Below are 20,477 nucleotides of genomic sequence, written 5' to 3'. Positions count from 1 at the left end.
AATTCACTAAATGTTCAAACAAAAGAAGAGTATTAAAATTTTTCAGAGTTTTTTATTTCCTTTATTGCTTTTGTCTGTTACCGCTTGTGGACAGCAAAGCACTACCCCTGCAAACAATTCTACACCAGCTCCTGCAACTACGACGGCACCTGCTCCGTCTGAAACCAAGCAGTTGACAATTGGCATTGCCCAATTCGTTGAACACCCTGCTTTGGATGCAGCAAGAGAGGGCTTTATCAGCCAACTGGCTAAAAACGGCTACGAAAAAGACAAGCAAGTAAAAATCGATGTGCAATCCGCTCAAGCGAGCATGGATACAGCCATTCAGATTGCCCAAAAATTCGAGGCTGACAAAGTAGATTTGGTGTTGGCCATTGCGACTCCAACGGCACAAGCTGCTGCACAAACCAGTAAAGAGATTCCGATCCTGTTTACTGCGGTAACAGACCCGGTAGAAGCTGGTCTCGTAGCTGCGATGGACAAGCCGGGAGCCAACGTAACCGGTACATCGGATATGAACCCTGTCGAAGAGCAATTGAAGCTGATTAAAGAAATGAAAGCTGATGCGAAATCTGTTGGAATCATTTATAGTTCTGGTGAAGTCAACTCCAAGGTACAGGTAGATGCGGCAAAAGCTGTAGCGGGCAAGCTTGGTTTAGAAATCAAAGAAGCAGCAATTACGAGCGCGACAGAAGTGAAGCAAGCCGCTGAGTCCATGGTGGGCAAAGTAGATGCTTTCTACGTACCGACTGACAACATGGTTGTATCTTCGATTGCAGCTGTTATCGGTGTAGCGGAAGCACAAAAAATTCCGGTCATCGCAGGGGAAGAAAACTCTGTGAAGAGCGGAGCGATTGCCACTTACGGGATCGACTACACGAAGCTGGGCGAGCAAACTGCCGATATGGCAGCAAAAATCCTGAAGGGTGAAGCGAAGCCAGCTGATATGGCTGTAGAAGTGCAAGCAGACATGAAGCTCGTATTGAATAAGAAAGCAGCGGAAAAAATGGGTGTGACGATTCCGCAAGCCATGCTCGACCGTGCTGGACAAGTGATCGAGTAATAAATGCAGTAATTGGAGGATTTCTTCTATGAATCAACTGGCAGTAATGGGAGCCATTGAGCAAGGTTTACTATTTGGTATCTTGGCTCTCGGTGTATATCTGACCTTCCGAGTCCTGAACGTTCCTGACTTGACCGTAGATGGTAGTTTTGCCTTGGGAGGCGCAATCGCAGCCAAGTTCATTATCGATGGAACCAATCCGTTTTTGGCTACTCTGCTGGCTTTCATCGTAGGTGGTCTGGCAGGAGCTTTTACGGGCGTCTTGCATACCAAAGGAAAGATTAACGCACTTTTGGCGGGGATCTTGACGATGATCGCTTTGTACTCAATCAATTTGCGTGTCATGGGGAAAGCGAATCTGCCTCTTTTGCGGGAGGATACCCTGTTCACTTATGTGAAGGATATGGGCATTCCAAACCTGGCCGTAGGTGGAGTTACCTTGCTGTCTGGTGTAGCAATCGTCTTTATCGTAGGGGTCATGGTGTTGAAGCTCATCATTGACTGGTTCCTGCATACGGATATGGGTCTGGATTTGCGGGCGACAGGTGACAACTCGAAGATGATCCGCAGCTTTGGGGTAAACACGGATTCGACTACGATCATCGGTTTGGCTCTCTCCAATGGCTTGGTAGCTTTAGCTGGTGCGTGGGTAGCCCAATATCAAGGCTTTGCGGATGTAGGAATGGGGATCGGGATGATCGTCATCGGTCTCGCTTCCGTTATTGTCGGGGAAGTTTTGTTTGGCAGTTCTTCGATTTTCCGAGTGACGCTTGCTGTCATTCTCGGCTCGATTGTGTACCGCTTGGTCATTGCACTGGCTCTGGATGCAGGGCTTAATCCTTCTGACATGAAGCTGATTACTGCCCTGATTGTTATCTTTGCCCTGACAGTTCCAACTGTGGCAAAAGGCATTTGGAAAAAGCAAGCGGGACGCACGGCAAGGGGAGGAAGCAGCGATGCTTAAAATTACAAACGTCAACAAAGTATTCAACGCAGGAACTGTGAATGAAAAGATCGCGCTTCGAAACGTCAATCTGCAGGTAAAGAAAGGAGAGTTCATCACCGTTATCGGTAGTAATGGTGCCGGTAAATCGACGATGATGAACATGATCTCCGGTGGACTGACGCCAGATAACGGTAGCATTACAATTGACGGCAAAGATGTCACGCGCTTGGCGGAGCACCAACGCGCAGGTCTGATCGGCCGTGTGTTTCAGGACCCAATGGCAGGTACAGCGCCGAACATGACGATTGAGGAAAATCTGGCAATCGCTTTGGGGCGGGGGAAACGCCGTACACTTGGATTTGGGGTGAATAACCAGAAGAGAGAGCTGTTCCGCGAGCAGCTCAAGCAGTTGGATCAAGGGCTGGAGAACCGTTTGAAGACCAAAGTTGGTTTTCTCTCAGGAGGACAGCGTCAAGCGCTTAGTCTGTTGATGGCTACCTTCACAGAGCCGAAGATTTTGCTCCTCGATGAGCATACAGCAGCGCTTGACCCGAAACGGGCGCAGTTGATTGTAGATTTAACGGAAAAAATCGTGGAGCGCTATAAACTGACAACGATCATGGTCACGCATAATATGGAACAAGCGTTGAACATGGGGAATCGTCTGTTGATGCTCCACGATGGGGGAATCATCCTCGACATTCCGGATGAGAAAAAACGGACGATGAAACCGCAGGATCTGCTTCGAGCATTCGAAACAGCCCGCGGTGGAGAAAGCTTCAGTGAAGATCGCTTTTTGTTAACCTAATTGGGTCGAATCAGCCTTCCTGTTCAAGCGGGGAGGCTTTTTCGTTGTTGGAAAGATACACGTATATGAATCCGGCACCGATTAAGAGAATGCCTGCGACAATGGTGAAAAGCAGCGTGCCGCCATAGTGCAGCAAGACAAGGCTGCCCAAGTACGGTCCGCACATGCGGGAAATATCCCAGTGTGTTCCTGTGATCGCGAAGTACCGCCCGCGCATTGTGACAGGTGATATCCGTGTGACGAAGGCCATCAATTGCGTCAGACCAATACTCTCTCCGATGACGAGTAACACTTGCAAAGCGAGAAGGACAGGTACGTTGTCAATAAAGGCGTAGCCCAAGGATACGATGAGAAAACAAATGTACGAGCCACTAATCAACAGGCGGGCTGGCAAGTGCTGGGTCCATTTGACGAGCAAATACTCGAACAGAAGCAACATGCCCCCTTTTACCGCAATGAGCAAGGCGAGTGTTTGCAAATAGTCTGGCAGCGTGTATTTCAGATGAAGCTGGAGGTTCGTTTCGGTTTGCGCGTAAAACAGACTGATCGGCAAAGACAGCATCATAATGGCAAGGGCTGGTCGATAAACATGCCAGGAGCCGCGTGAACGTACGTCTGCTGCTTCTTCGACGGGAGCTTCTGGCAGTGGGGTTTGCGGTATTTTCCACCAGACGGCAAAAGCATAGATCAATAGCGAGATCGCAGTAAATAAAAATGCCATAGCAGGATCGTACTTATAAATGATGACACCGACTAAAGGTCCCAATGCGGCCCCGATACTGCTGGAAGTATTGAGAAGGGCAAAAGCACCAGCCATTTGTGTGGAGGAAATCGTATCAGCGAGATGTGCACGGCTGACAGGGATAAACAAGGAGCGCCCAGCACCGTTGATGATATACAGGATCGCAAAGCCCAGTATTGAGTCTGCCCAAGCCATTCCCAGCATGGCGAAGCCTTGCAGAAACAAGGCGAGTAGCATGATCGATTTTCGGCGATAACGGTCCGTGATGCCACCGGCAAATAGCGTCAGCAAAATCTCGGAGAAGGGCTGCAAACCAATGACGAGCATGGTCATAGTGACAGAGCCGCCGATGTTCTCGCTCAAGTACAAGACGAGAAACGGGGCGATCATGGCGCTGGATAAAGAGGTAAGCGTTTCTCCGAACAAACGGACCCAGAGGAGTGTCGGATACGCAGCAAAGACTCGACGGAGTGCATGAGGGATGTGTGACATAAGAAAATCCTTTCTTTCGGCTTTTTCCGGTTAGTTGGTGTTTTTAGAATTGTAAGGTGGCAAAGACCGGAGAAAAAGCGTACGATTAGGCGTATAGCTTTTTCATGTTTTATGAGGAAATTGGTGGTGGCAAGATGCAACTCGTTGAACAATACATGCGCTTATGTGCGGGTCGACCTACTGAAGCGATAGGGCATCCGCTTGACATATCGTTAGCTGAAGTTGCTTCCCTTTTGTTTTGTACATTGCGGAATGCGACCTTGACCTTGAAAAAAATGCAAAGCCAGGGATGGATAGTCTGGCAGCCGGGGAGAGGGCGAGGAAATCGATCTGTATTGACGTGCTTGCTTGTGCCCGAAGACCTGATTATGAGCGTAGCCAAGGAACTCGTGCAAAAAGGGGAGATTCGTGCTGCACGGGATATGATCGAGGAATATGGGAGAAATTTGCCTGTTTTGGGTGAAAAATTTTCACGATGGATGAATAGTCAGTTTGGACATCGTGTGAAGCGGGAAAAGGGAAGTAAGGGCAGAGTCGATACCTTGCGTTTGTTTTACAGTCGACCATTTGCAGGGCTTGATCCGATTCATATTCTCCTGCGCTCCGAGTCACATATGGTCAAGCAGCTATTTGATTCTCTGGTCCGGTTTGATCCAGTCATGAGACGGATTGAACCCGCTATCGCTTTTTATTGGGAGGCGAGTGAAGAAGGAAAGCAGTGGACTTTTTACTTGCGGAAAGGTGTCTTATTTCATCATGGCCGCCCACTTGTTGCTGATGATGTGCGCTTTTCTTTACTTCGTTTGATGGAGCATTCCTTTAAACATCGCTGGCTAGCCGCTTCAATTGAATCGATTACCGTCAAAGATGACTACGTATTGACGATCTCTTTGCATAGGCCGGATGAATTGTTTTTACAGGCACTGAGCAAGGAATATATGTCAATTGTCCCCTGTGATTACGTTCTGGAGATGGGGGAGCAATTTGCTAAAATGCCAGTAGGAACGGGGCCGTTTCGAGTAGTCCGCAACGACGATTCCATGATCGTGCTAGAAGCGTTCACGCCTTATTTTGGGGGAAGGCCGTTCTTGGACCGAATCGAAATCTGGTGCGTTCCTGGAATGGCAGCAGAAGCACAGGCAGATGAGGGCTTGTTATCCGTAACGGCGTTGGATGATCATCGTGATACGAGCTTTCTGGCATGGAGTGACGTTGGCAGATTGGAAGAATGTTTTCAATACGTCAGTTTGAATGGAGCAAAAAATGGCCCGCTGTCACATAGCGAGTTTCGAAGTCTCCTGGTTGCTATCCTTTGTGGACAAGCCTTGAGACAAGAGCTACAGGGAACGAGGGAGCATGCAGTCATCTGGGGTAATACGGATTTGTTCCAAGGAAAAAGAGAGGTGCCGGATTCACAGGAGCTGGTTCGTATATTCAAAGAGAGCGGGTATCTGGGAGAGGCACTGTCGCTCTATACGTATCCAGATTCCGATCATATAGAAGATGCCCAGTGGATTCAGAAAACGTGCGAGGAATACGGAATTGCCATAGAGATCAGGTACGCATCCCCGGAGGAGCTTGCCTTGCCTTCGTTATTACGAGACGCAGATTTGGTTGTGGATAGTGCGAATGTAGATGAAAGGGCAGAGCTGTCTTTACGAGAATTTCTATACGCAGGTGCGTTGAGTATTTCTCATCATTTAGATCCGCATGGAAAGAAAGAGATCGCGCATTGGATGAACCGCATGTCATGCGTCCAAACGGCACAAGACCGACAAGCATGCGTGGACAGCATCATGCAAACTCTTGCGGCTTGCAGTACGTTTGTCCCGCTGTATTCGAATCGGGTAGAAATGCTTGCACATCCGCGTTTATCCGGTGTAAGTCTGGATGCCTATGGCTGGATTGATTTCAGACGCATTTTTGTGAGGGAATAGCATAAATTTGTCACATAATTATGTGAAACCGCTTTCGTTTTTCATCGTATTATCATATGTAGATATTTATTATGCTTATAAAGTTTTTTGAGGAGGAACCATGCCGGTGTATACCAAAATCGAAAAGGACAAACACATTTTGTTTGCGTCCATTCGCTTGATGATCTGCGTCGGACACGCCGACGGTTATATAGGAAATAAAGAAATGGATCGTATTCATGAAATCGTGAATTCGGAGCATTTTACATTGAAAGAACGACAAATTTTAATGGATGATATGGACTATCCGAAGCGTCCGGAGGTCATCGTGGAAGATCTGGTAGCCATGACGCAGGCTGAAAAGCTCGTTATGATGCGCAAGCTCTACCACATGGCATTGATCGATCGGAAGCTATCACCGTCGGAGACAAAAGAAATTGCCCGTATCGCATGCCTGATCGGAATCTCGGAGGAAAAGCAGCGTCAAGTAGAAGAGTGGATTCGTGAAGGGATTGTTTGGCGCGAACGCTGGAAAGATATTGTAGGTGAATAGCCGGGGCCCCAATATGATTGGGGTCCTTTTGTTTTAGGTGGAAGCGTGGCGCAGCCTCGTTTTCTACAGTACAATAAGAAAAATAACGTCTCAGCGAGTGGCAACGCTATGGATGAAGGAGGAGACCCTATTTTGCGGATTTTGGTTACGAATGATGATGGGATCGATGCTCTTGGTATCAAACGATTGGTAGAAGCTTTGCTCACTTTGGAGGGAGCGGAAGTCTATATCGTGGCACCGGTTGAAGAGAAAAGCGGGGTCGGACACGGAATCACTTATCGCAGTGCACTCGCGCCTGAACAGCGTGATTTTTACGGAATGCCTGTGAAAGCGTGGGCGATCAATGGCAACCCTGCAGACTGTGTAAAAGCGGCTTACCATCTCCTGTTTGAACATGGGAAAAAGCCGGATATCGTATTCTCGGGGATTAACGTCGGGACGAATCTCGGACGTGATATTTATTACTCCGGTACGTGCAGCGGTGCCAGGGAGGCGGTAATTTTGGGTGTTCCTGGAGTTGCCCTTTCCTATGATAACTGGTTCGATCAAGACAACTACGGCGATGTTGTGGAGATGATTCGTCCGATCGTAAAAGAATTCAGTGATCGTGCGGTCAAAGGAGAACTGGCGTCAGAGGTATTTTGGAATATTAATATCCCGCATGTACCGCTGGCTGAAGTGAAAGGAATGGTTCCGGCTACCTTGTCCATGAACCACTATGAAGACAAATATAGCGAAGAAGCAGAAGGCTATTATTTGGCACGCGAGTATCCTCAAGTCATGCCACTAGCGGAGCCGCTGGACTATGATTTGCTCAAGCATGGCTATATTGCGATTACCCCTGTACACATTGACGCGACAGATCGGACTCTCTTAAAACAAATGGACAATTGGGCATTGCTAAAAGCTTGGGGAAAACAGGAGGAATAACGGATGAACGACGACTTTTTTCCTCCGCTAACTCCTGATGACAGCCAGTGTTCTCCTGACGATTCAACGCAGGGAGAGGTACTCGATCCCGTAGTTTATCACGATTTGTACAAGCTGGCAGAAGAAGAGGGGCTTCCTTACTTTGTCCGTCTTAGCGGTACAGGTGAGGTGGAGCTGTATTTGGTATTCGAATCGGTGGATGCTTTCAGCGAGCAGACGAGAGATGCCGTTTCGCTCGAGTTCAAGACGTATCAAAATAAGCTGCTCGCTGTCATTTGGACACTGTCGGACCCGCTGAATCCACTTGGTTTTCCCTTGACGTTCGATATAGCGCGTGCTGAAGAGCGAAGCATGGCCTTGAGATTGATTGAGCAGCCTTATACTTCTTTGCACTACTTGGCTTATACGGATCGTGAGCTAACCCATATCTATTCCGAGTCGATTTCTTTTTCCCCAGGGGAAGTGGCTCGTACACGTGAGATGATTCAAGCGCTATATGAGGGAACACCCGATACACTTCCAGAAGAGGTACAGGTGCGTGAGGAAGAGACCGAAAGCATCCCAGCGATGAGCTTGCCTGCATCTGTGTTTACAGAATCGGGGATGGCCTTCGTATTGCGTTACAAGCAGATGAGAGATGTCCATGGTGAAGAAGGAGCGCAGCATTTATTGATGAGTACTGTGCAGCAAGCAGTATGGGTCATGCGCAGGCACGCCCGCAGCGAGGTCCGGGATACGTCCTTTACCGTATGGGCTGCGGAAGCGGGCGATTACGCGATGATCGTGTTGACGCCAAGCCTCTCGCATTTGTTCGAGGTCGTTCATATGTCAGAGGATGAAGCGAATCCTTTCTCGCGCTTTTTGATGACCTTGCCGGAGTATGTCCAGACGCAGGACGCATCACCCTTGCAGGTAGGCGCCTATCCACTATTGCGCTATGAAAGTGGTCGCCTCTATCATTTGGAGCTGGATGAAGATGTACAGAAGCATCTCGCGCAGGTGTTTGCGAAAGCGTTTCCAGGAATGTCTGTCCCATACCTGTAATTGTTGAGAGATTGTGAAAAAAGATTCTCCCGGGAATTTTTTGGTCTTCGATGAAATATGGGTAAATAAGTCATTTTTCAACAAAGGATATGACAAGAGGGAATTCGAATTAGGTAAGACAGACAATCCATTGGGAGAGGTGACGACGATGTACGCTGTTGAACCCAATTTGTTCCAAGCTGTTTCTGAATGCGCCCACCGTTTTCAAGGGGAGATTGAGCAACTGGCACAACGTCATACACTTACGATCGAAGGAGGGCTTCCGGCCCTGGAGCTGCAGGTACATCCTCAGTTTCAGGCTTTGCTCGAGTACAATCTGTGGGGAGACGCCGGTTTAGTAGTTATCCATGGGAAATTACATAAGCGCGATCACGTTTGGACAGATTCGTTTTCTGTCATGATGAAGTTTTCCTTGACGCATGATCCGAGTATCGATATCGAAGGAAAGAAGCAGCGCATTGAAGAGTATTTATACGGGGAAGCAGAGTACTTCTGGAATATCCCTCCCGCTGGTCATGTCGGTCATAGCGAGCTGACCTTGCGCTTTACCTACCAGCCTGGATCGAACCGTCTTGCGGAATACGTCAGGAGTGTTTTGGGAATCGTAACCGGAAAGATGATGGCTGCCTAACGCGGCATGAAAGATAAATGGCTCTCCGTCACAGGAGGGCTATTTTTTTCGAAGGAGGACAGAAATGCGCTTATTCATAGCATTGGATATTCCAACTGAGGCTGCCGCTTATATTGCCGATGTTCAAAAACGGTTGAAGCAAGATGTGAAGGCGGACAGGTGGCAGTCTCTCGCTAATTTGCATTTGACTCTGCATTTTCTTGGAGAGGTGGATGAGTCACTCGTACCCGCAATCTGTGAGGATATGGATATCGTCAGCGCGATCATCCAGCCTTTTACCCTGCGTGTTGGTAGCTTCGGGGTTTTTCCGAATGCCCTGCATCCACGTGTGCTCTGGCTGGGACTGCGTGGCCAACTTTCTCCTCTCAACCAGCTCCATTTATTGTTGGGTAGACGGTTCGAATTGCACGAAGGCTTGTCCTACGATCGGAAACGGTATCGGCCGCATATTACGCTGGCGCGCGGTCCGCATCGCAACGGTGATGAGTTGGCCCTCCTAGATTGGAATGAACGTTATTTAGCGCAGGAGCCGCCACAATGGAAGGCACGGCATTTCCATTTGTATCGTTCCGAGCTGTTACCGGAGGGAGCGGTACATACGATGATCCACACGAGCACGTTTGATAAAGATCACAGCAAAAAACAAGCGTTGCCTGAATAGACTAAGAAGAAAGGATCAGGGAAGCCTTCCAGAAAGCGGTGGAAAACGGATGGGTGAGTTCACGACCGGCATTCTTTATCCACGCAAATACGAACCGAAAGTACTGATTGCCTTATCCAAGACAGAGCAGCCACACTTCCACAGAAACGTCAACAGCGACTGGAATGCATTTTTCCTGCAGGATGAGTGGCTGGAAACCTGTACGACGCTTGATTTTTTGCTGAGACTGTCCAAGCAATTCGTACCTCTCCTCTGGTTTCATGACGCTGAGGACAACGGCTGGGGCTTTCGCTTGTTCGATGCAGGCTTCGAGGTTGCGTCAGCGACTATCAGCTACTCGCTCGATGTAGAAATGGCGGAAGTCGAGTTTGGTAGGCTTTATCCAGAGATTGACCTGCAGGAAGGAATCGTAGACAGCGAGGACGTTCGGCAAAAGTATGAAGACATACTGGAGAGGGTAGTGCGTTCGGAGTTGTATCGGCGCGAGGTAGGTAAAGGGATCACACGTATCAAGCCGCAGTCATTTAGTCGGATCGTGGGTCCGAAGCAGATTCAGCAGTTGCGTTCCCTTTTCGATTTGCAGTTGTTGACGAACGTCGATGACGACACAGGAGCTTCATTGTTGTACGACTCGGTTGACCTGTTCAAAGAAATTTTGGGAATCGAAGAGATGGTATGGGTGAACTATGCGTATTTAGCAAGCGGAGGAAGAGAGTAGCCCAGTGCATCATCGCACTGGGCTTTACACTTTCCCTTACTTCTTTTTCCACTGTCCAAAAATTTCATCCACATCGAGTAGCATGATCAGCTTGTCGTTCAAACGGGCAATGCCTTGCAAATACTTGCCCTCTACACCAGCGATAATGGGTGGGGCAGGCTCGATCAAGTTCTGCGGAATATTCATGACCTCAGAGACCGCATCCACGATAATCCCGATGTTCAACCCATCCATCTGCAAATCGACAAAGCGAGTATCATCCGTTTCCTCCAAAGGTTCCAAATCAAACATTTTCCGCAAGTTGATTATCGGTAAGATCCGTCCACGCAGATCAATAACTCCTTCGACATAAGGTGGAGATTTTGGAAAACGTGTAATGGGCAGCGGCTTGATGATCTCACGTACGAGTGAAATAGATAGTCCGTAATATTCATTCCCCATTTTAAACAAAATCTGTTGGTCAACAGTTGCTTCTGCCTCCCAATCCGAACCGTTGCTTCTTTTCGTCATTTCCATGTGCACAATTCCTCCCCGAACCGCTTTCCATGTCTTTACCCATATTGTACCATGGACAAACCTACTCAGGACGTTTTTTTGTGACAGGCAAAGACACCAACGCTTGATGTTGGACGAAAAAGAACAGACCGACAAGCGTCAGGCTCGTCGGTCTGTTTTCTTGCTTATGGTTCACGTAGGTCGTTCAATGAGATTCCTTGCTCGAGAGCGAAATCAAAATCATCCACATCGTAAAATTGAACAGGCACGATATATTCCAATATCCGATCCTGATAATCAGGCTGGTCTGTGAGAAGTGGGGCCTCAAATTTCATGGCCGTCAACAATAGCTGTGTCTCTACGGGATCAAATATCTCCCCCCACATGGCGTTGTCCTCCACTTTTACGACTGTCAGGGTCACACCGTTCGGAAAAGAAAAGGGAACCTTGGACCATGGGGCTATCAGTCCTTTTTCCATTCGCTTGCGATTGAATGGATCGGCAAAAAATTGGCTCATTTCTTTCATAATCCGCCGGACATACTGATCATCAGCAGAGTAGGGCATGATAGGTTCAGGACTCTGGATAAATTCGTCCAATTCATAGATTGTCGACGCGGGTATCAGATATTCTACTGGTTGCGATGGGACCATCAACTCCCCGTAGATAGCCAACATGATCGCTTCTATAACGAATTGTTTCGACATTTCGACAACCCTCCTCGTTACCATCATACAAAAAATCGGGGGCACCATACAAGGGTGGCGAGTAGGGCTCAAAAAGTTCAGGGAGGGTGCATCCTTTGTTTGAATCTGCTTTTTTTTCGTCACTGCTACTCATCATTACCATCAACCTCGTATTAAGTGGAGATAATGCCGTGGTTATTGCCATCGCTTGTCGGAAGCTTCCTATCGAACAACGAAAACGAGCCATATTGTGGGGGACGTTTCTTGCTATCATCGTACGCGTGATTGCTACGATTCTTGCTGTTTATTTGCTGAAAATCCCGTATCTGTACATGATCGGCGGAGTTATCCTGCTATGGATCAGCTACAATCTGTTACGCGAGGACGAGCGAGAGGAAGCGATCAGCTCGAGTGAAGACTTAGTTCAAGCGGTCAAGACGATTGTCGTAGCAGATGTGATGATGGGATTGGATAACGTACTCGCTATTGCAGGGGCTGCCAAAGGAGATATCGTCCTCATCGTGTTGGGCCTGGTAATCAGTGTGCCTCTCATGATTTTTGGCAGTCAGCTCATTCTAAAAGCGATGGAGCGCTTTGTATGGCTTGTTTATGTTGGTTCAGGTGTCCTGGCTGTGACAGCGGCGAATATGATTCTCATGGAAGATGCGGTACATGAGTGGATCGCAGGGAGGCTTTGGCTCGAATATGCGATCAAAATTGGATTGGCCGCTCTCGTGTTAGTTGCGGGATATTTGCAACGTACGAAAACAACACGTACCCACGCATGAAAAAACTGAGATGAATAATGAATCTCAGCTTGATCTTATGCCTATAAGGTTTTGACGATCGTCACGCTCATCCATTCTTTATCGTAGAGATCGATTTCATAGGTGCTCGCTACTTCAGAGCCATCTTCATTGGTAAGAATACGGATCGTCGGTCGATTCACTGCCAATGGATTCACCTTGGAAACGACCCCCGTATGCCCTGTACTTAGCAATACAGTGGAAGCAATTGGATAAATGGCGACGTGCTGCAGGAATAGCTTGAGCAGGTCGAGGTCGAAATAGGTGTTTCCTGTAGCGAATAAGTACTCGGTAGCATCACTCGGCGAATAGCTTTTCCGAAATGGACGCGGGGAAACTAAGGCATCGTAAACATCAGCAATTGCAACGATGCGCGCATACTCGTGAATGTTTTTCTCACAGAGCTGACGGGGATATCCTGTTCCGTTGTATCTCTCGTGGTGCTGTAGCGCACAGTGTGCGGAGACGACCGAGATGTTATGTTGATTCCGCAAAATATGGAAGCCTTCTTCCGTATGATATTGTACACGTTGTCGTTCTTCTGCGCTTAGCTCGGTACGCATGGTCCAGAGCTCCTTAGGAACCTGTGTCATGCCGATGTCGAACAAAAGCGCACCAATCCCCAACTCCATCATCTGCTGCTGGTTGTAGCCTTTGGCCATCCCTACCACACCAGATAGAACGGCGACATTGACAGCGTGGTGAAAAAGGTAACCATCCAACACGTGAAGACTGGACAGGTTGACCAAGATATCTTTGCGACTGCTCAAATCTTGAAAGATTTCCCGAAACACCTTTTGAAAACTGCTCCCGAAATCAGGTGCAGACGTACGGCGCTTGATCTGCGGCTGATCCATGAGGGTGGTCATCGTTTTGTACACGGCATCCACGGCTTCTTTACGCGTCTCATCGCGGATTACATCTTCGGGCATGATATCTTCTGTGTGCTTGTCTTGAATGTAAAGGGTATCAATTCCCAATTGAACAAGCCGTTCAATGTAACGGGAGGTTAGTTGTACCCCGATCCCCAACAGAACATTCCCATTTTCTTGGAACACGCTCTTGGCGATAACATCGCCCGGCTTTACCGAAGTAATATGCAATTTTCTCACAACGAAAGCCCCAGTCCTTTTTTTATGGAATGTAAATAGTCCTGCTTTTCAGTCAGTTCATGTAGTTCCATTTTATCACAGTAGAACATGGGAGACTACCGTTGTTGAGGTACTTCTCTCAATTGTCACTTTTTTCCTTATCAAAATAATAGGATTATTGCTCGGCTGCGCGATCGGAACGTGTAAACCAGCGGAAAGGGTTGAGTGACCAGCGAGGCTCGTAGCGGGCATAGCGCTCCTTGCGACGAGTCAAGCGCTGCTGCATGAGATCCAGTTCAAAAGTAACGCGACGCATTTCCAAGCGAAGGGATTCTTGCATTTCTTCAATATCCGCAATCTTTTGTAAAATGGTCGTTTGCATATGATTCATAGAGGAGAGCTGTGTGAGCTCCTGCTGAAATTGGACGAGTGTCTCGTGGACCGTCAATTCTACTTCTCGCATGCCCGTTCCCAGCTTGTTTGTGGCGCTGATCGTAACGGCGGTTTCTTCCGCGCTTGTTAGTTCTTCTTCCAGGAGCATTTCCTCGGACAGGCGACCTTCCTCTATCAGTTGGCGCTGAATATCCTTTAACGAGCTGTTACCGTTGTCTTTTCTTTCCTTTACTTCCTTGAGCAGTTCAAACCCTGCTTCGCTGATCAAATAGTGACCCTGCGGATTTTTCAGACGTTCCTGAGCAGGTACGAACAAGTCCAGCCAGTTACGCAGTGTACGAACATGCACATCAAGGCGATCAGCTACCTCTTTTGAAGCCATCCAAACTTGTACATCCATCCCGAATCACTCCTTTTTTTCCTCTCGGTATTCCCGGTGGACTCATTATAGCACCAAAATTTTCCGGGTAAGAGAGAATCGACAAAGGTTCTAAAAACTAGTGATCTTTCGTCCGATTCGGACAGGTCGTCGTAATTTGTCAAATTTGGTTGTCTGCTCATAATGACCGGGACAGGCGCGTACATATGGAAGGAGTAAGCATGTTTTTGCTCGTTGGGTGAGGAGAGGACCGGATGATGCAATCTGTTTTCTGGATTGTCCTTTTGACTGCTGCCTTGGCGAGCAGTATCGGGGGACTGCTGTTATGTCTGCGTGCCTGGTCATCCGAGGCATTGTTCGCGATGATCAGTGCAGGGGCTGGGCTACTGCTGGCGATTACGCTGCTAGATTTGATGCCACATGTCTTTTCTGACAAGAGCTTGTGGTTGATGCCATTTGTGCTCGTTGGCTTTGTGACGCTTTTTGCTCTGGAACTAATCAGCAAATCGAGCGGAGAACTTGGCTCCACGGGAATCATTGGGGTCATGACGGGCTTTTTATTGCATGCATTTGTCGAAGGGGTCTCATTAGTCGCTAGCCTGCGGATGGATTCAGAAGTAGCGGTATCCGTGTTGGTGGCTATGCTGCTGCATAAAATTCCGGATGGTGTGACCATTGCCTCTTTTTTACTGGCAGCGACCAATTCGAGAAAGAAGGCATTTTGGGGGGCGACATCGCTTGGAATCGCGACGATTGCAGGAGCTCTCAGCTTTGGTTTTGCCGAGCAAATGTTTCCACCGAATTGGTCTGGCATTATGTTGGCCATGACGACGGGTATATTCTTGTATGTGTCGGCCAGCCATCTCGTCCCTTATATCGGCCAAACCAAAAAGGCACAGTACGGTGTTTATTTTGTTGGTGCCATGGCGGTGTATCTGATTTTGTCTGCCTATTTGCACGCGAACCACTTGCATGCATAAAAGGTCTCATTCCTAGCCAGTCTAGTCTGGAGGAAGGAGTGTGGACTGACAGTATGAACCATCAGGAGCAAATGCAAACAGATGATCTCTTGCAGTCACTGACTGAATTCCCGGTCATGGGGACATCGTTGAATCCATTGCAGGAATCGTGGGCTTCCTCTGACGCTCTACCTGTGCTAACCGATCAGGCCGGAAGTACCGATTAAATGTTTTTGTACTGCCCCTCTCGTTTATCCCCTCGTATCCATGGACAAGATCGGTTATAATGCAGGGGAATAAGTTGGGAAAGGGGCAGATACATAATGAATACATTGTTGCAAGGAAAGAACATCGTCATCATGGGCGTAGCAAACCACCGCAGCATTGCCTGGGGAATTGCGCAATCCTTACATAATGCTGGAGCGAATCTGATTTTTACGTACCAAGGGGAGCGTTTGCGTGAAAACGTGGCGGCACTCACGGAAAAATTGGGAGTAGAGTCGCTGTTGGTGAATTGCGATGTCACGAAGGATGAGGACGTCGAAGCGGCTTTTGCTGTGATCCAAGAAAAAGTGGGCGTTATTCATGGCCTAGCGCATTGCATCGCGTTTGCGAAAACCGAAGAGCTCGAAGGCGAGTATGTCAACACATCCCGCGAAGGATACGCGCTGGCACAAGACATTAGCGCATTCTCCCTGGTAGCAGTTGCTCGTGCTGCTCGTCCGTTGATGACCGAGGGCGGAAGCATCGTGACCTTGACTTACCTTGGCGGTGAGCGCGTGATTCAAAACTACAACGTAATGGGTGTAGCCAAAGCAGCGCTTGATGCTTCTGTTCGTTACTTGGCAAACGACCTGGGCAAAGAGAACATTCGTATCAATGCGATCTCCGCTGGTCCAATCCGTACGCTTGCTGCAAAAGGAATCCGCAATTTCAACACCGTACTGAAGGAAATTGAGGAAAAAGCGCCATTGCGCCGCACGATTGACCAATCGGAAGTAGGCGACACCGCTCTCTTCTTGTTCAGCAATCTCTCCCGGGGAATCACAGGTGAAATTCTGCACGTCGATGCTGGCTACAGCATTATGGGCGGCTAACCAGAAGTAATTTTCCCGAAAAAGAATAACAGGCCCCGCTTTCTCGCATACTATACCCAAAATGCGTGAAAGGGGGCCTGTTTTTTCATGTTTCCATTGATTACGAACATGGAAGAGTTCTTGATTTATATGGGCGGCGGCTTCCACTACTTACCTGCCCATCTCGGCGATGAAGCGGGAGGTGCGGGTCTTTCGTCCGAATCGCTCCCGGGGGATACCGATACACAAGCTGTGACGGGCCCGGGTAATCGCGACGTATAAGAGACGGCGTTCTTCTTCAAGCGCACCGGAGCCGCCTTTTCGCAGCTCATCCAATGTGTACTCATGAGGAAGGGCACCTTCTACCAGATCGGGCAAGAAGACGTGGTCGTATTCGAGACCTTTTGCCCGATGGATGCTTAAAACATGAACAGCTTCGTCCGGGAGTGGTCGCATCGTGCGCCACTCTTTTTCTTGTCGCGCCATTTGATCGATATAAGCCAAAAAATCGCTAATTGTCGCATGGCGCTTGGAAGCTGCCAGTATTTGCTGAAGCTCATCGCTCCAACGTTCCCGGCCATCTTCCCGGTCTTTCGCACGTTTTTTTAGATAGTCACGGAGTTTGCCATCCTCATAGATGAGCTCTAACGCTTGAGCAGGTGGAACATCCTTGCACGCGGTGAGAATCTCATTGATTAGCTGCATGTGCTTGCGCTGATACGGTTTGAGCTGTGTCAAATGCGGAAGAACGTGCAGAATCGGCTTGTCCTCAATGATTGCTTGACTGCGCAAGGCATTCCACATTTCGGCTGAGATGTAGAGGGTCGACAATATTTCTTTTAGCGCATCGCTGTCATCCGGGTTTAACGCGAGCCGCAAATAATTCAGTGTCCAGCGAACCGTCTGGCGTTGGTAAAAGGAATCCTCCTCTTGCGTGTAATGAAAAGGAATCCCTGCTTCGCTCAGGCGCTCCAATATGGGGCGTGCAGATTCATTGGTCCGGTACAAGATCGCGCATTCACCCAATATGGCTCCTTGCTCGCGACGATGGTTAATTTCATCGACGATCCGGGAAGCTTGTTCTTCTTCGTCTTCCGGCTCGAATAAATACGTATCGCCTTCCTCGCGATGAAAGGACTGACATTCCTTTGCCCAACGCTCCCGATTGTGACCGATCAGCGAGTAGCCAAGACTGACAATCGAGGAATGGGAACGGTAGTTGACCTCGAGTGTAAATGTCGACGCCTGCGGAAAGTCTTTGGTGAAGCCCAAGATGTACTGCGGATCACTGCCCCGAAAGCCGTAAATAGACTGGTCGTCATCCCCGATGACACACAAATTGTTCTGTGGAGCGGCGAGCAGCTTGACCGTCTCATACTGAATGCGATTGATATCCTGAAACTCATCGACCATCACATAGGTGATGCGTTCCTGATAACGGCGCAGGAGTCCTGGATCATCGCGCAGCATTTCGTAGCAGCCAATGAGCATGTCGTCAAAGTCAAACCATTGATGCTTGTTCTTCGTGGCCTCATAAAGAGGATAAAGCTGGATCGCCCGTTTTTCTGCATCGTTCGTCGCTTCCCGATACGCGACCTCATGGGGGAGGATGTATTCGTTTTTCCAACGGCTGACAATGCCGAGTGCTTCGGTGATCTCTGTTTCTTTTAACGTGGCAAGATCATCATGACCGAGCAGTGCGCCGGTCTCGCGCATCAACCGCCATTTTTGCCAATCCTTTTTCAAGAGGCGCTGCTGATCCCACCGTTCTGGCTGGTGATGCAGGAGCATTCGGTAAAAGATACTGTGGAACGTACCAGCGATCAGCTCACGTGCTTGTCCAGCGGGCAATTGCCGGGCAATGCGCTGACGAATTTCATCGGCGGCTTTGGTCGTAAAGGTCACGACCATGATTTGATTCGGCTTGACGCCCAACTCTGAGATCAAGTGAGTCGTGCGTGCAGTCATGACGCGCGTCTTGCCACTTCCGGCTCCCGCGAGGATCAGAAAAGGCCCCTCGGTAGCGTGCACCGCTTGCTGTTGTCCCGGGTGCATCGATTGATCACGCATTTGCTCAGCCATGTGAGAGATGGTCTTCTTAGGCATCAAGCGTTTGCGGAAAATCGGTGGCTTTGGAGCTGGCGGGGGAGGCGTCGTGCTCGTGCCAATCGTTCTCTTTTTCGGAAGGCGAAAGGAGCCGATGGTGGCTGGATTTTCTTCGTTTATGGATACCTCGTTGTGCTCCTCGGTTGAGAAAGCGAGTGATTCTTTCGTGTGATCGTCGCTGTGATCCTTTTCGACCGTAGCAGCCAAGACAGCCTGAAAGGCAGTGGCAGCCGTCTCATTGATCGCTAGCAGCGAATCGAGAGGAGCAGGACCATTATCCGTCAGAAGCGGGCACTCTGCTCCTTCAGGGTGGAAGAAATGCGGCTCAAAGCTAATGCCAGCATGAAGACGAAGCGCCGATGCACAGGCTGGACAGCGCACCTTGTCCTGCCGGGCAGCCATGCGCCAAAACGGTATGCGATTGTAGTTCTCAGGTAGCAACAGGATGGGTTTGTTGTCTAGTAAAGCGTAGTTCATCATGACACCTCGGAAACAAGAAGTGCCCCCTGTCGGCAGGGGACACTTGCCATTATGGTTGTTCTTTTCGATTAGGAGTGCAGCGACACGATGTCCTCAGGAAGAGCAGACGAATCTTCTGCTCCCAAATACGTGATGCTCACCCGTGTAATGCGATGGTTTTCCAGTTCACTGATCGCAAAAAGATAGCCTTGGAATGCGACGGTTTTGCCTTTCGCGACCTCTTCATTTAACTGGCTGTAGAGCCATCCGGCAATGGTGTCGACTTCGTCGGAAACGACTTCAATCGATATGTAATCATTCAGTTCTGTCAAGAGAGTTTTGCCGGAAACCGAGAGTGTATTGCTGGAGCTTTCTTCAATTTCAGGGCGCTCATTTTCATCGAACTCGTCCTGAATATCACCGACGATTTCCTCCAAAATGTCCTCCATCGTTAACAACCCTGCTGTACCTCCGTATTCGTCAATCACGATGGCGAGCTGGGAACGGCGCTTTTGCATTAAGCGCAAGACGTGGCTAATTTCCATGGACTCCGGCACCGTCAATAATGGACGGAGAAAATCAGTTAACTCTGCTTTCCCTGTCGTTAGCGCAGAGAGGTAAAAATCTGACGTGTGTACAAAGCCAATCAGCCTGTCCTTATCCTCATGGGCGACAGGAAAGCGTGAATGGCGAGACTCTCTCATGATTTCGAGGTTTTCGTCAAACGTATTGTCGTCGTAGAGGCAAATCATCTCAATCCGTGGGATCATGATTTCCCGGGCAAGACGTTCGGAAAACACGAAGACATTGTCGACGAGAGCCATTTCGGTCTGGTCAATATGACCACTTTTATGACTCTGGTTCATGAGAAGGCGGATTTCTTCTTCTGTATGAGCAGATTCGTTTTCGGTGGCAGGCTCTACTCCAAGACGTCTGATCAATAAATTGGCTGCTCCGTTTAAAAACCAGATGAGTGGATAGCTCAGCTTGTAAAAAAACATGAGCGGTGCAGCAGTCCATAGGGAAGTGGCCTCCGCTTTTTGGATCGCCAAGGACTTGGGCGCAAGCTCTCCGAAGACGATATGTAAAAATGTGATGATAGCAAAGGCAATCGCAAGTGAGGTCGGACCGACCAAATAAGATGGGAAATGAAAAAATGCCATGACGGGCGCGACGTAATGGGCGACGGCGGGTTCACCGACCCAGCCTAATCCCAGCGAAGCCAGCGTTATTCCGAGCTGGCAGGCGGACAGGTAGGCGTCGAGCTCTCGGGTGACTTTTTGCGCGTAGCGGGCACTTTTGTTATTGCCTTCACTGACGAGCTGGGTCAGACGAGTTTGGCGAACTTTTACCAACGAGAATTCTGCTGCGACAAAGAAGCCGTTCAGAAGAACCAAAAATACCACGAGCAGCAGATTCAGCGTAATCTCCCCTATCGGACTCTCCAAGCACACCTCCGCCTCCCGCAGTGCGAAAGGTGGAGAATTCACCTCCGATACGATAATGGTATTTTACATGTACGA

At 48.9% G+C, this 20,477-nt stretch carries 21 protein-coding genes; 14 read left to right on the top strand and 7 right to left on the bottom strand.

The window, feature by feature from the left end; all coding sequences use genetic code 11:
• Positions 1 to 10 precede the first annotated feature (10 nt).
• From AB432_RS20785 to AB432_RS20775, 3 genes are read left to right on the top strand one after another with little or no spacing between them, the layout of a single operon-like run.
• Positions 11 to 1,063 (top strand): ABC transporter substrate-binding protein, encoded by a 1,053-nt coding sequence (locus AB432_RS20785; RefSeq protein ID WP_048033903.1) that lies wholly within the window; start codon positions 11 to 13, stop codon positions 1,061 to 1,063.
• A 28-nt stretch (positions 1,064 to 1,091) separates the two neighbouring features.
• Entirely contained in the window at positions 1,092 to 2,027 is a 936-nt protein-coding gene (locus tag AB432_RS20780; protein WP_007716970.1) for an ABC transporter permease, read from the top strand.
• On the top strand, positions 2,020 to 2,817 hold the full coding sequence (locus AB432_RS20775; protein WP_048033902.1) for an ABC transporter ATP-binding protein: 798 nt from the start codon (positions 2,020 to 2,022) through the stop codon (positions 2,815 to 2,817). Before AB432_RS20780 ends, AB432_RS20775 begins: the two co-directional genes overlap by 8 nt.
• A gap of 10 nt (positions 2,818 to 2,827) precedes the next feature.
• On the opposite strand, the gene AB432_RS20770 is transcribed toward AB432_RS20775, so the two are convergent.
• A complete protein-coding gene (locus AB432_RS20770; RefSeq protein ID WP_048033901.1) occupies positions 2,828 to 4,051 on the bottom strand; it encodes an MDR family MFS transporter in 1,224 nt (407 codons plus the stop codon).
• Positions 4,052 to 4,185: 134 nt separating this feature from the next.
• On the opposite strand from AB432_RS20770, the gene AB432_RS20765 reads away from it, so the two are divergent.
• The 7 genes from AB432_RS20765 (at position 4,186) to AB432_RS20735 (ending at position 10,504) form a co-directional block, all read left to right on the top strand.
• Entirely contained in the window at positions 4,186 to 5,988 is a 1,803-nt protein-coding gene (locus AB432_RS20765; RefSeq protein WP_048035901.1) for an SgrR family transcriptional regulator, read from the top strand.
• 100 nt (positions 5,989 to 6,088) lie between these two features.
• On the top strand, positions 6,089 to 6,520 hold the full coding sequence (locus AB432_RS20760; RefSeq protein WP_048033900.1) for a tellurite resistance TerB family protein: 432 nt from the start codon (positions 6,089 to 6,091) through the stop codon (positions 6,518 to 6,520).
• A gap of 108 nt (positions 6,521 to 6,628) precedes the next feature.
• Entirely contained in the window at positions 6,629 to 7,450 is an 822-nt protein-coding gene (gene surE / locus AB432_RS20755; RefSeq protein ID WP_201265944.1) for a 5'/3'-nucleotidase SurE, read from the top strand.
• A 3-nt stretch (positions 7,451 to 7,453) separates the two neighbouring features.
• Positions 7,454 to 8,494 carry a hypothetical protein gene (locus AB432_RS20750; RefSeq protein ID WP_048033898.1) on the top strand — a complete coding sequence of 347 codons (1,041 nt, stop codon included), beginning with the start codon at positions 7,454 to 7,456 and terminating at the stop codon, positions 8,492 to 8,494.
• 13 nt (positions 8,495 to 8,507) lie between these two features.
• Entirely contained in the window at positions 8,508 to 9,125 is a 618-nt protein-coding gene (locus AB432_RS20745; RefSeq protein WP_235617516.1) for a hypothetical protein, read from the top strand.
• 64 nt (positions 9,126 to 9,189) lie between these two features.
• On the top strand, positions 9,190 to 9,786 hold the full coding sequence (gene thpR / locus AB432_RS20740; RefSeq protein ID WP_048033897.1) for an RNA 2',3'-cyclic phosphodiesterase: 597 nt from the start codon (positions 9,190 to 9,192) through the stop codon (positions 9,784 to 9,786).
• A gap of 49 nt (positions 9,787 to 9,835) precedes the next feature.
• Entirely contained in the window at positions 9,836 to 10,504 is a 669-nt protein-coding gene (locus tag AB432_RS20735; protein WP_048033896.1) for a hypothetical protein, read from the top strand.
• 36 nt (positions 10,505 to 10,540) lie between these two features.
• Here the strand turns inward: AB432_RS20735 and AB432_RS20730 are convergent, their stop codons facing one another.
• Positions 10,541 to 11,020: a chemotaxis protein CheW gene (locus AB432_RS20730; RefSeq protein ID WP_048033895.1), complete on the bottom strand. Its 480-nt coding sequence runs from the start codon at positions 11,018 to 11,020 to the stop codon at positions 10,541 to 10,543.
• A gap of 164 nt (positions 11,021 to 11,184) precedes the next feature.
• Positions 11,185 to 11,706: a hypothetical protein gene (locus AB432_RS20725; RefSeq protein ID WP_015892281.1), complete on the bottom strand. Its 522-nt coding sequence runs from the start codon at positions 11,704 to 11,706 to the stop codon at positions 11,185 to 11,187.
• Positions 11,707 to 11,792: 86 nt separating this feature from the next.
• Here AB432_RS20725 and AB432_RS20720 point away from each other — a divergent pair, with 86 nt between their 5' ends.
• The gene (locus tag AB432_RS20720; RefSeq protein ID WP_048033894.1) at positions 11,793 to 12,473 is read left to right on the top strand and encodes a TerC family protein; all 681 of its coding nucleotides are present in this window, start codon (positions 11,793 to 11,795) and stop codon (positions 12,471 to 12,473) included.
• Between the two features lie 41 nt (positions 12,474 to 12,514).
• Here AB432_RS20720 and AB432_RS20715 read toward each other — a convergent pair whose 3' ends face one another.
• Together AB432_RS20715 and AB432_RS20710 are read right to left on the bottom strand one after the other, a co-directional pair.
• Positions 12,515 to 13,603 (bottom strand): HD-GYP domain-containing protein, encoded by a 1,089-nt coding sequence (locus AB432_RS20715; protein ID WP_048033893.1) that lies wholly within the window; start codon positions 13,601 to 13,603, stop codon positions 12,515 to 12,517.
• Between the two features lie 154 nt (positions 13,604 to 13,757).
• Complete coding sequence (locus AB432_RS20710) at positions 13,758 to 14,375, bottom strand: MerR family transcriptional regulator (RefSeq protein WP_048033892.1); 618 nt, start codon at positions 14,373 to 14,375, stop codon at positions 13,758 to 13,760.
• Positions 14,376 to 14,608: 233 nt separating this feature from the next.
• On the opposite strand from AB432_RS20710, the gene AB432_RS20705 reads away from it, so the two are divergent.
• From AB432_RS20705 to fabI, 3 genes are all read left to right on the top strand, one after another.
• The gene (locus AB432_RS20705) at positions 14,609 to 15,334 is read left to right on the top strand and encodes a ZIP family metal transporter (RefSeq protein WP_048033891.1); all 726 of its coding nucleotides are present in this window, start codon (positions 14,609 to 14,611) and stop codon (positions 15,332 to 15,334) included.
• Between the two features lie 38 nt (positions 15,335 to 15,372).
• Positions 15,373 to 15,540, top strand: a complete 168-nt coding sequence (locus AB432_RS30570; protein WP_157966779.1) for a hypothetical protein — start codon at positions 15,373 to 15,375, stop codon at positions 15,538 to 15,540.
• A 96-nt stretch (positions 15,541 to 15,636) separates the two neighbouring features.
• Positions 15,637 to 16,410: an enoyl-ACP reductase FabI gene (fabI, locus tag AB432_RS20700; protein WP_048033890.1), complete on the top strand. Its 774-nt coding sequence runs from the start codon at positions 15,637 to 15,639 to the stop codon at positions 16,408 to 16,410.
• Between the two features lie 150 nt (positions 16,411 to 16,560).
• Here the strand turns inward: fabI and AB432_RS20695 are convergent, their stop codons facing one another.
• Positions 16,561 to 18,972, bottom strand: coding sequence for a UvrD-helicase domain-containing protein (locus AB432_RS20695; protein ID WP_048035899.1), 2,412 nt, complete (start codon positions 18,970 to 18,972; stop codon positions 16,561 to 16,563).
• 71 nt (positions 18,973 to 19,043) lie between these two features.
• Positions 19,044 to 20,408, bottom strand: coding sequence for a hemolysin family protein (locus AB432_RS20690; protein WP_048033889.1), 1,365 nt, complete (start codon positions 20,406 to 20,408; stop codon positions 19,044 to 19,046).
• Positions 20,409 to 20,477: the final 69 nt, after the last annotated feature.

This window comes from Brevibacillus brevis, from assembly GCF_001039275.2.
Lineage (GTDB): Bacteria > Bacillota > Bacilli > Brevibacillales > Brevibacillaceae > Brevibacillus > Brevibacillus brevis_C.
Note: the sequence above shows the minus strand (reverse complement) of the source record. Positions and strands in the feature narration are given on the sequence as shown.

Excerpts from the sequence above, each read along its gene's own strand:
- AB432_RS20785 (WP_048033903.1), top strand. The coding sequence starts at position 11 with ATGTTCAAACAAAAGAAGAGTATTAAAATTTTTCAGAGTTTTTTATTT.
- AB432_RS20780 (WP_007716970.1), top strand. The coding sequence starts at position 1,092 with ATGAATCAACTGGCAGTAATGGGAGCCATTGAGCAAGGTTTACTATTT.
- AB432_RS20775 (WP_048033902.1), top strand. The coding sequence starts at position 2,020 with ATGCTTAAAATTACAAACGTCAACAAAGTATTCAACGCAGGAACTGTG.
- AB432_RS20770 (WP_048033901.1), bottom strand. The coding sequence starts at position 4,051 with ATGTCACACATCCCTCATGCACTCCGTCGAGTCTTTGCTGCGTATCCG.
- AB432_RS20765 (WP_048035901.1), top strand. The coding sequence starts at position 4,186 with ATGCAACTCGTTGAACAATACATGCGCTTATGTGCGGGTCGACCTACT.
- AB432_RS20760 (WP_048033900.1), top strand. The coding sequence starts at position 6,089 with ATGCCGGTGTATACCAAAATCGAAAAGGACAAACACATTTTGTTTGCG.
- surE (WP_201265944.1), top strand. The coding sequence starts at position 6,629 with ATGGATGAAGGAGGAGACCCTATTTTGCGGATTTTGGTTACGAATGAT.
- AB432_RS20750 (WP_048033898.1), top strand. The coding sequence starts at position 7,454 with ATGAACGACGACTTTTTTCCTCCGCTAACTCCTGATGACAGCCAGTGT.
- thpR (WP_048033897.1), top strand. The coding sequence starts at position 9,190 with ATGCGCTTATTCATAGCATTGGATATTCCAACTGAGGCTGCCGCTTAT.
- AB432_RS20735 (WP_048033896.1), top strand. The coding sequence starts at position 9,836 with ATGGGTGAGTTCACGACCGGCATTCTTTATCCACGCAAATACGAACCG.
- AB432_RS20730 (WP_048033895.1), bottom strand. The coding sequence starts at position 11,020 with ATGGAAATGACGAAAAGAAGCAACGGTTCGGATTGGGAGGCAGAAGCA.
- AB432_RS20725 (WP_015892281.1), bottom strand. The coding sequence starts at position 11,706 with ATGTCGAAACAATTCGTTATAGAAGCGATCATGTTGGCTATCTACGGG.
- AB432_RS20710 (WP_048033892.1), bottom strand. The coding sequence starts at position 14,375 with ATGGATGTACAAGTTTGGATGGCTTCAAAAGAGGTAGCTGATCGCCTT.
- AB432_RS20705 (WP_048033891.1), top strand. The coding sequence starts at position 14,609 with ATGATGCAATCTGTTTTCTGGATTGTCCTTTTGACTGCTGCCTTGGCG.
- fabI (WP_048033890.1), top strand. The coding sequence starts at position 15,637 with ATGAATACATTGTTGCAAGGAAAGAACATCGTCATCATGGGCGTAGCA.
- AB432_RS20695 (WP_048035899.1), bottom strand. The coding sequence starts at position 18,972 with ATGAACTACGCTTTACTAGACAACAAACCCATCCTGTTGCTACCTGAG.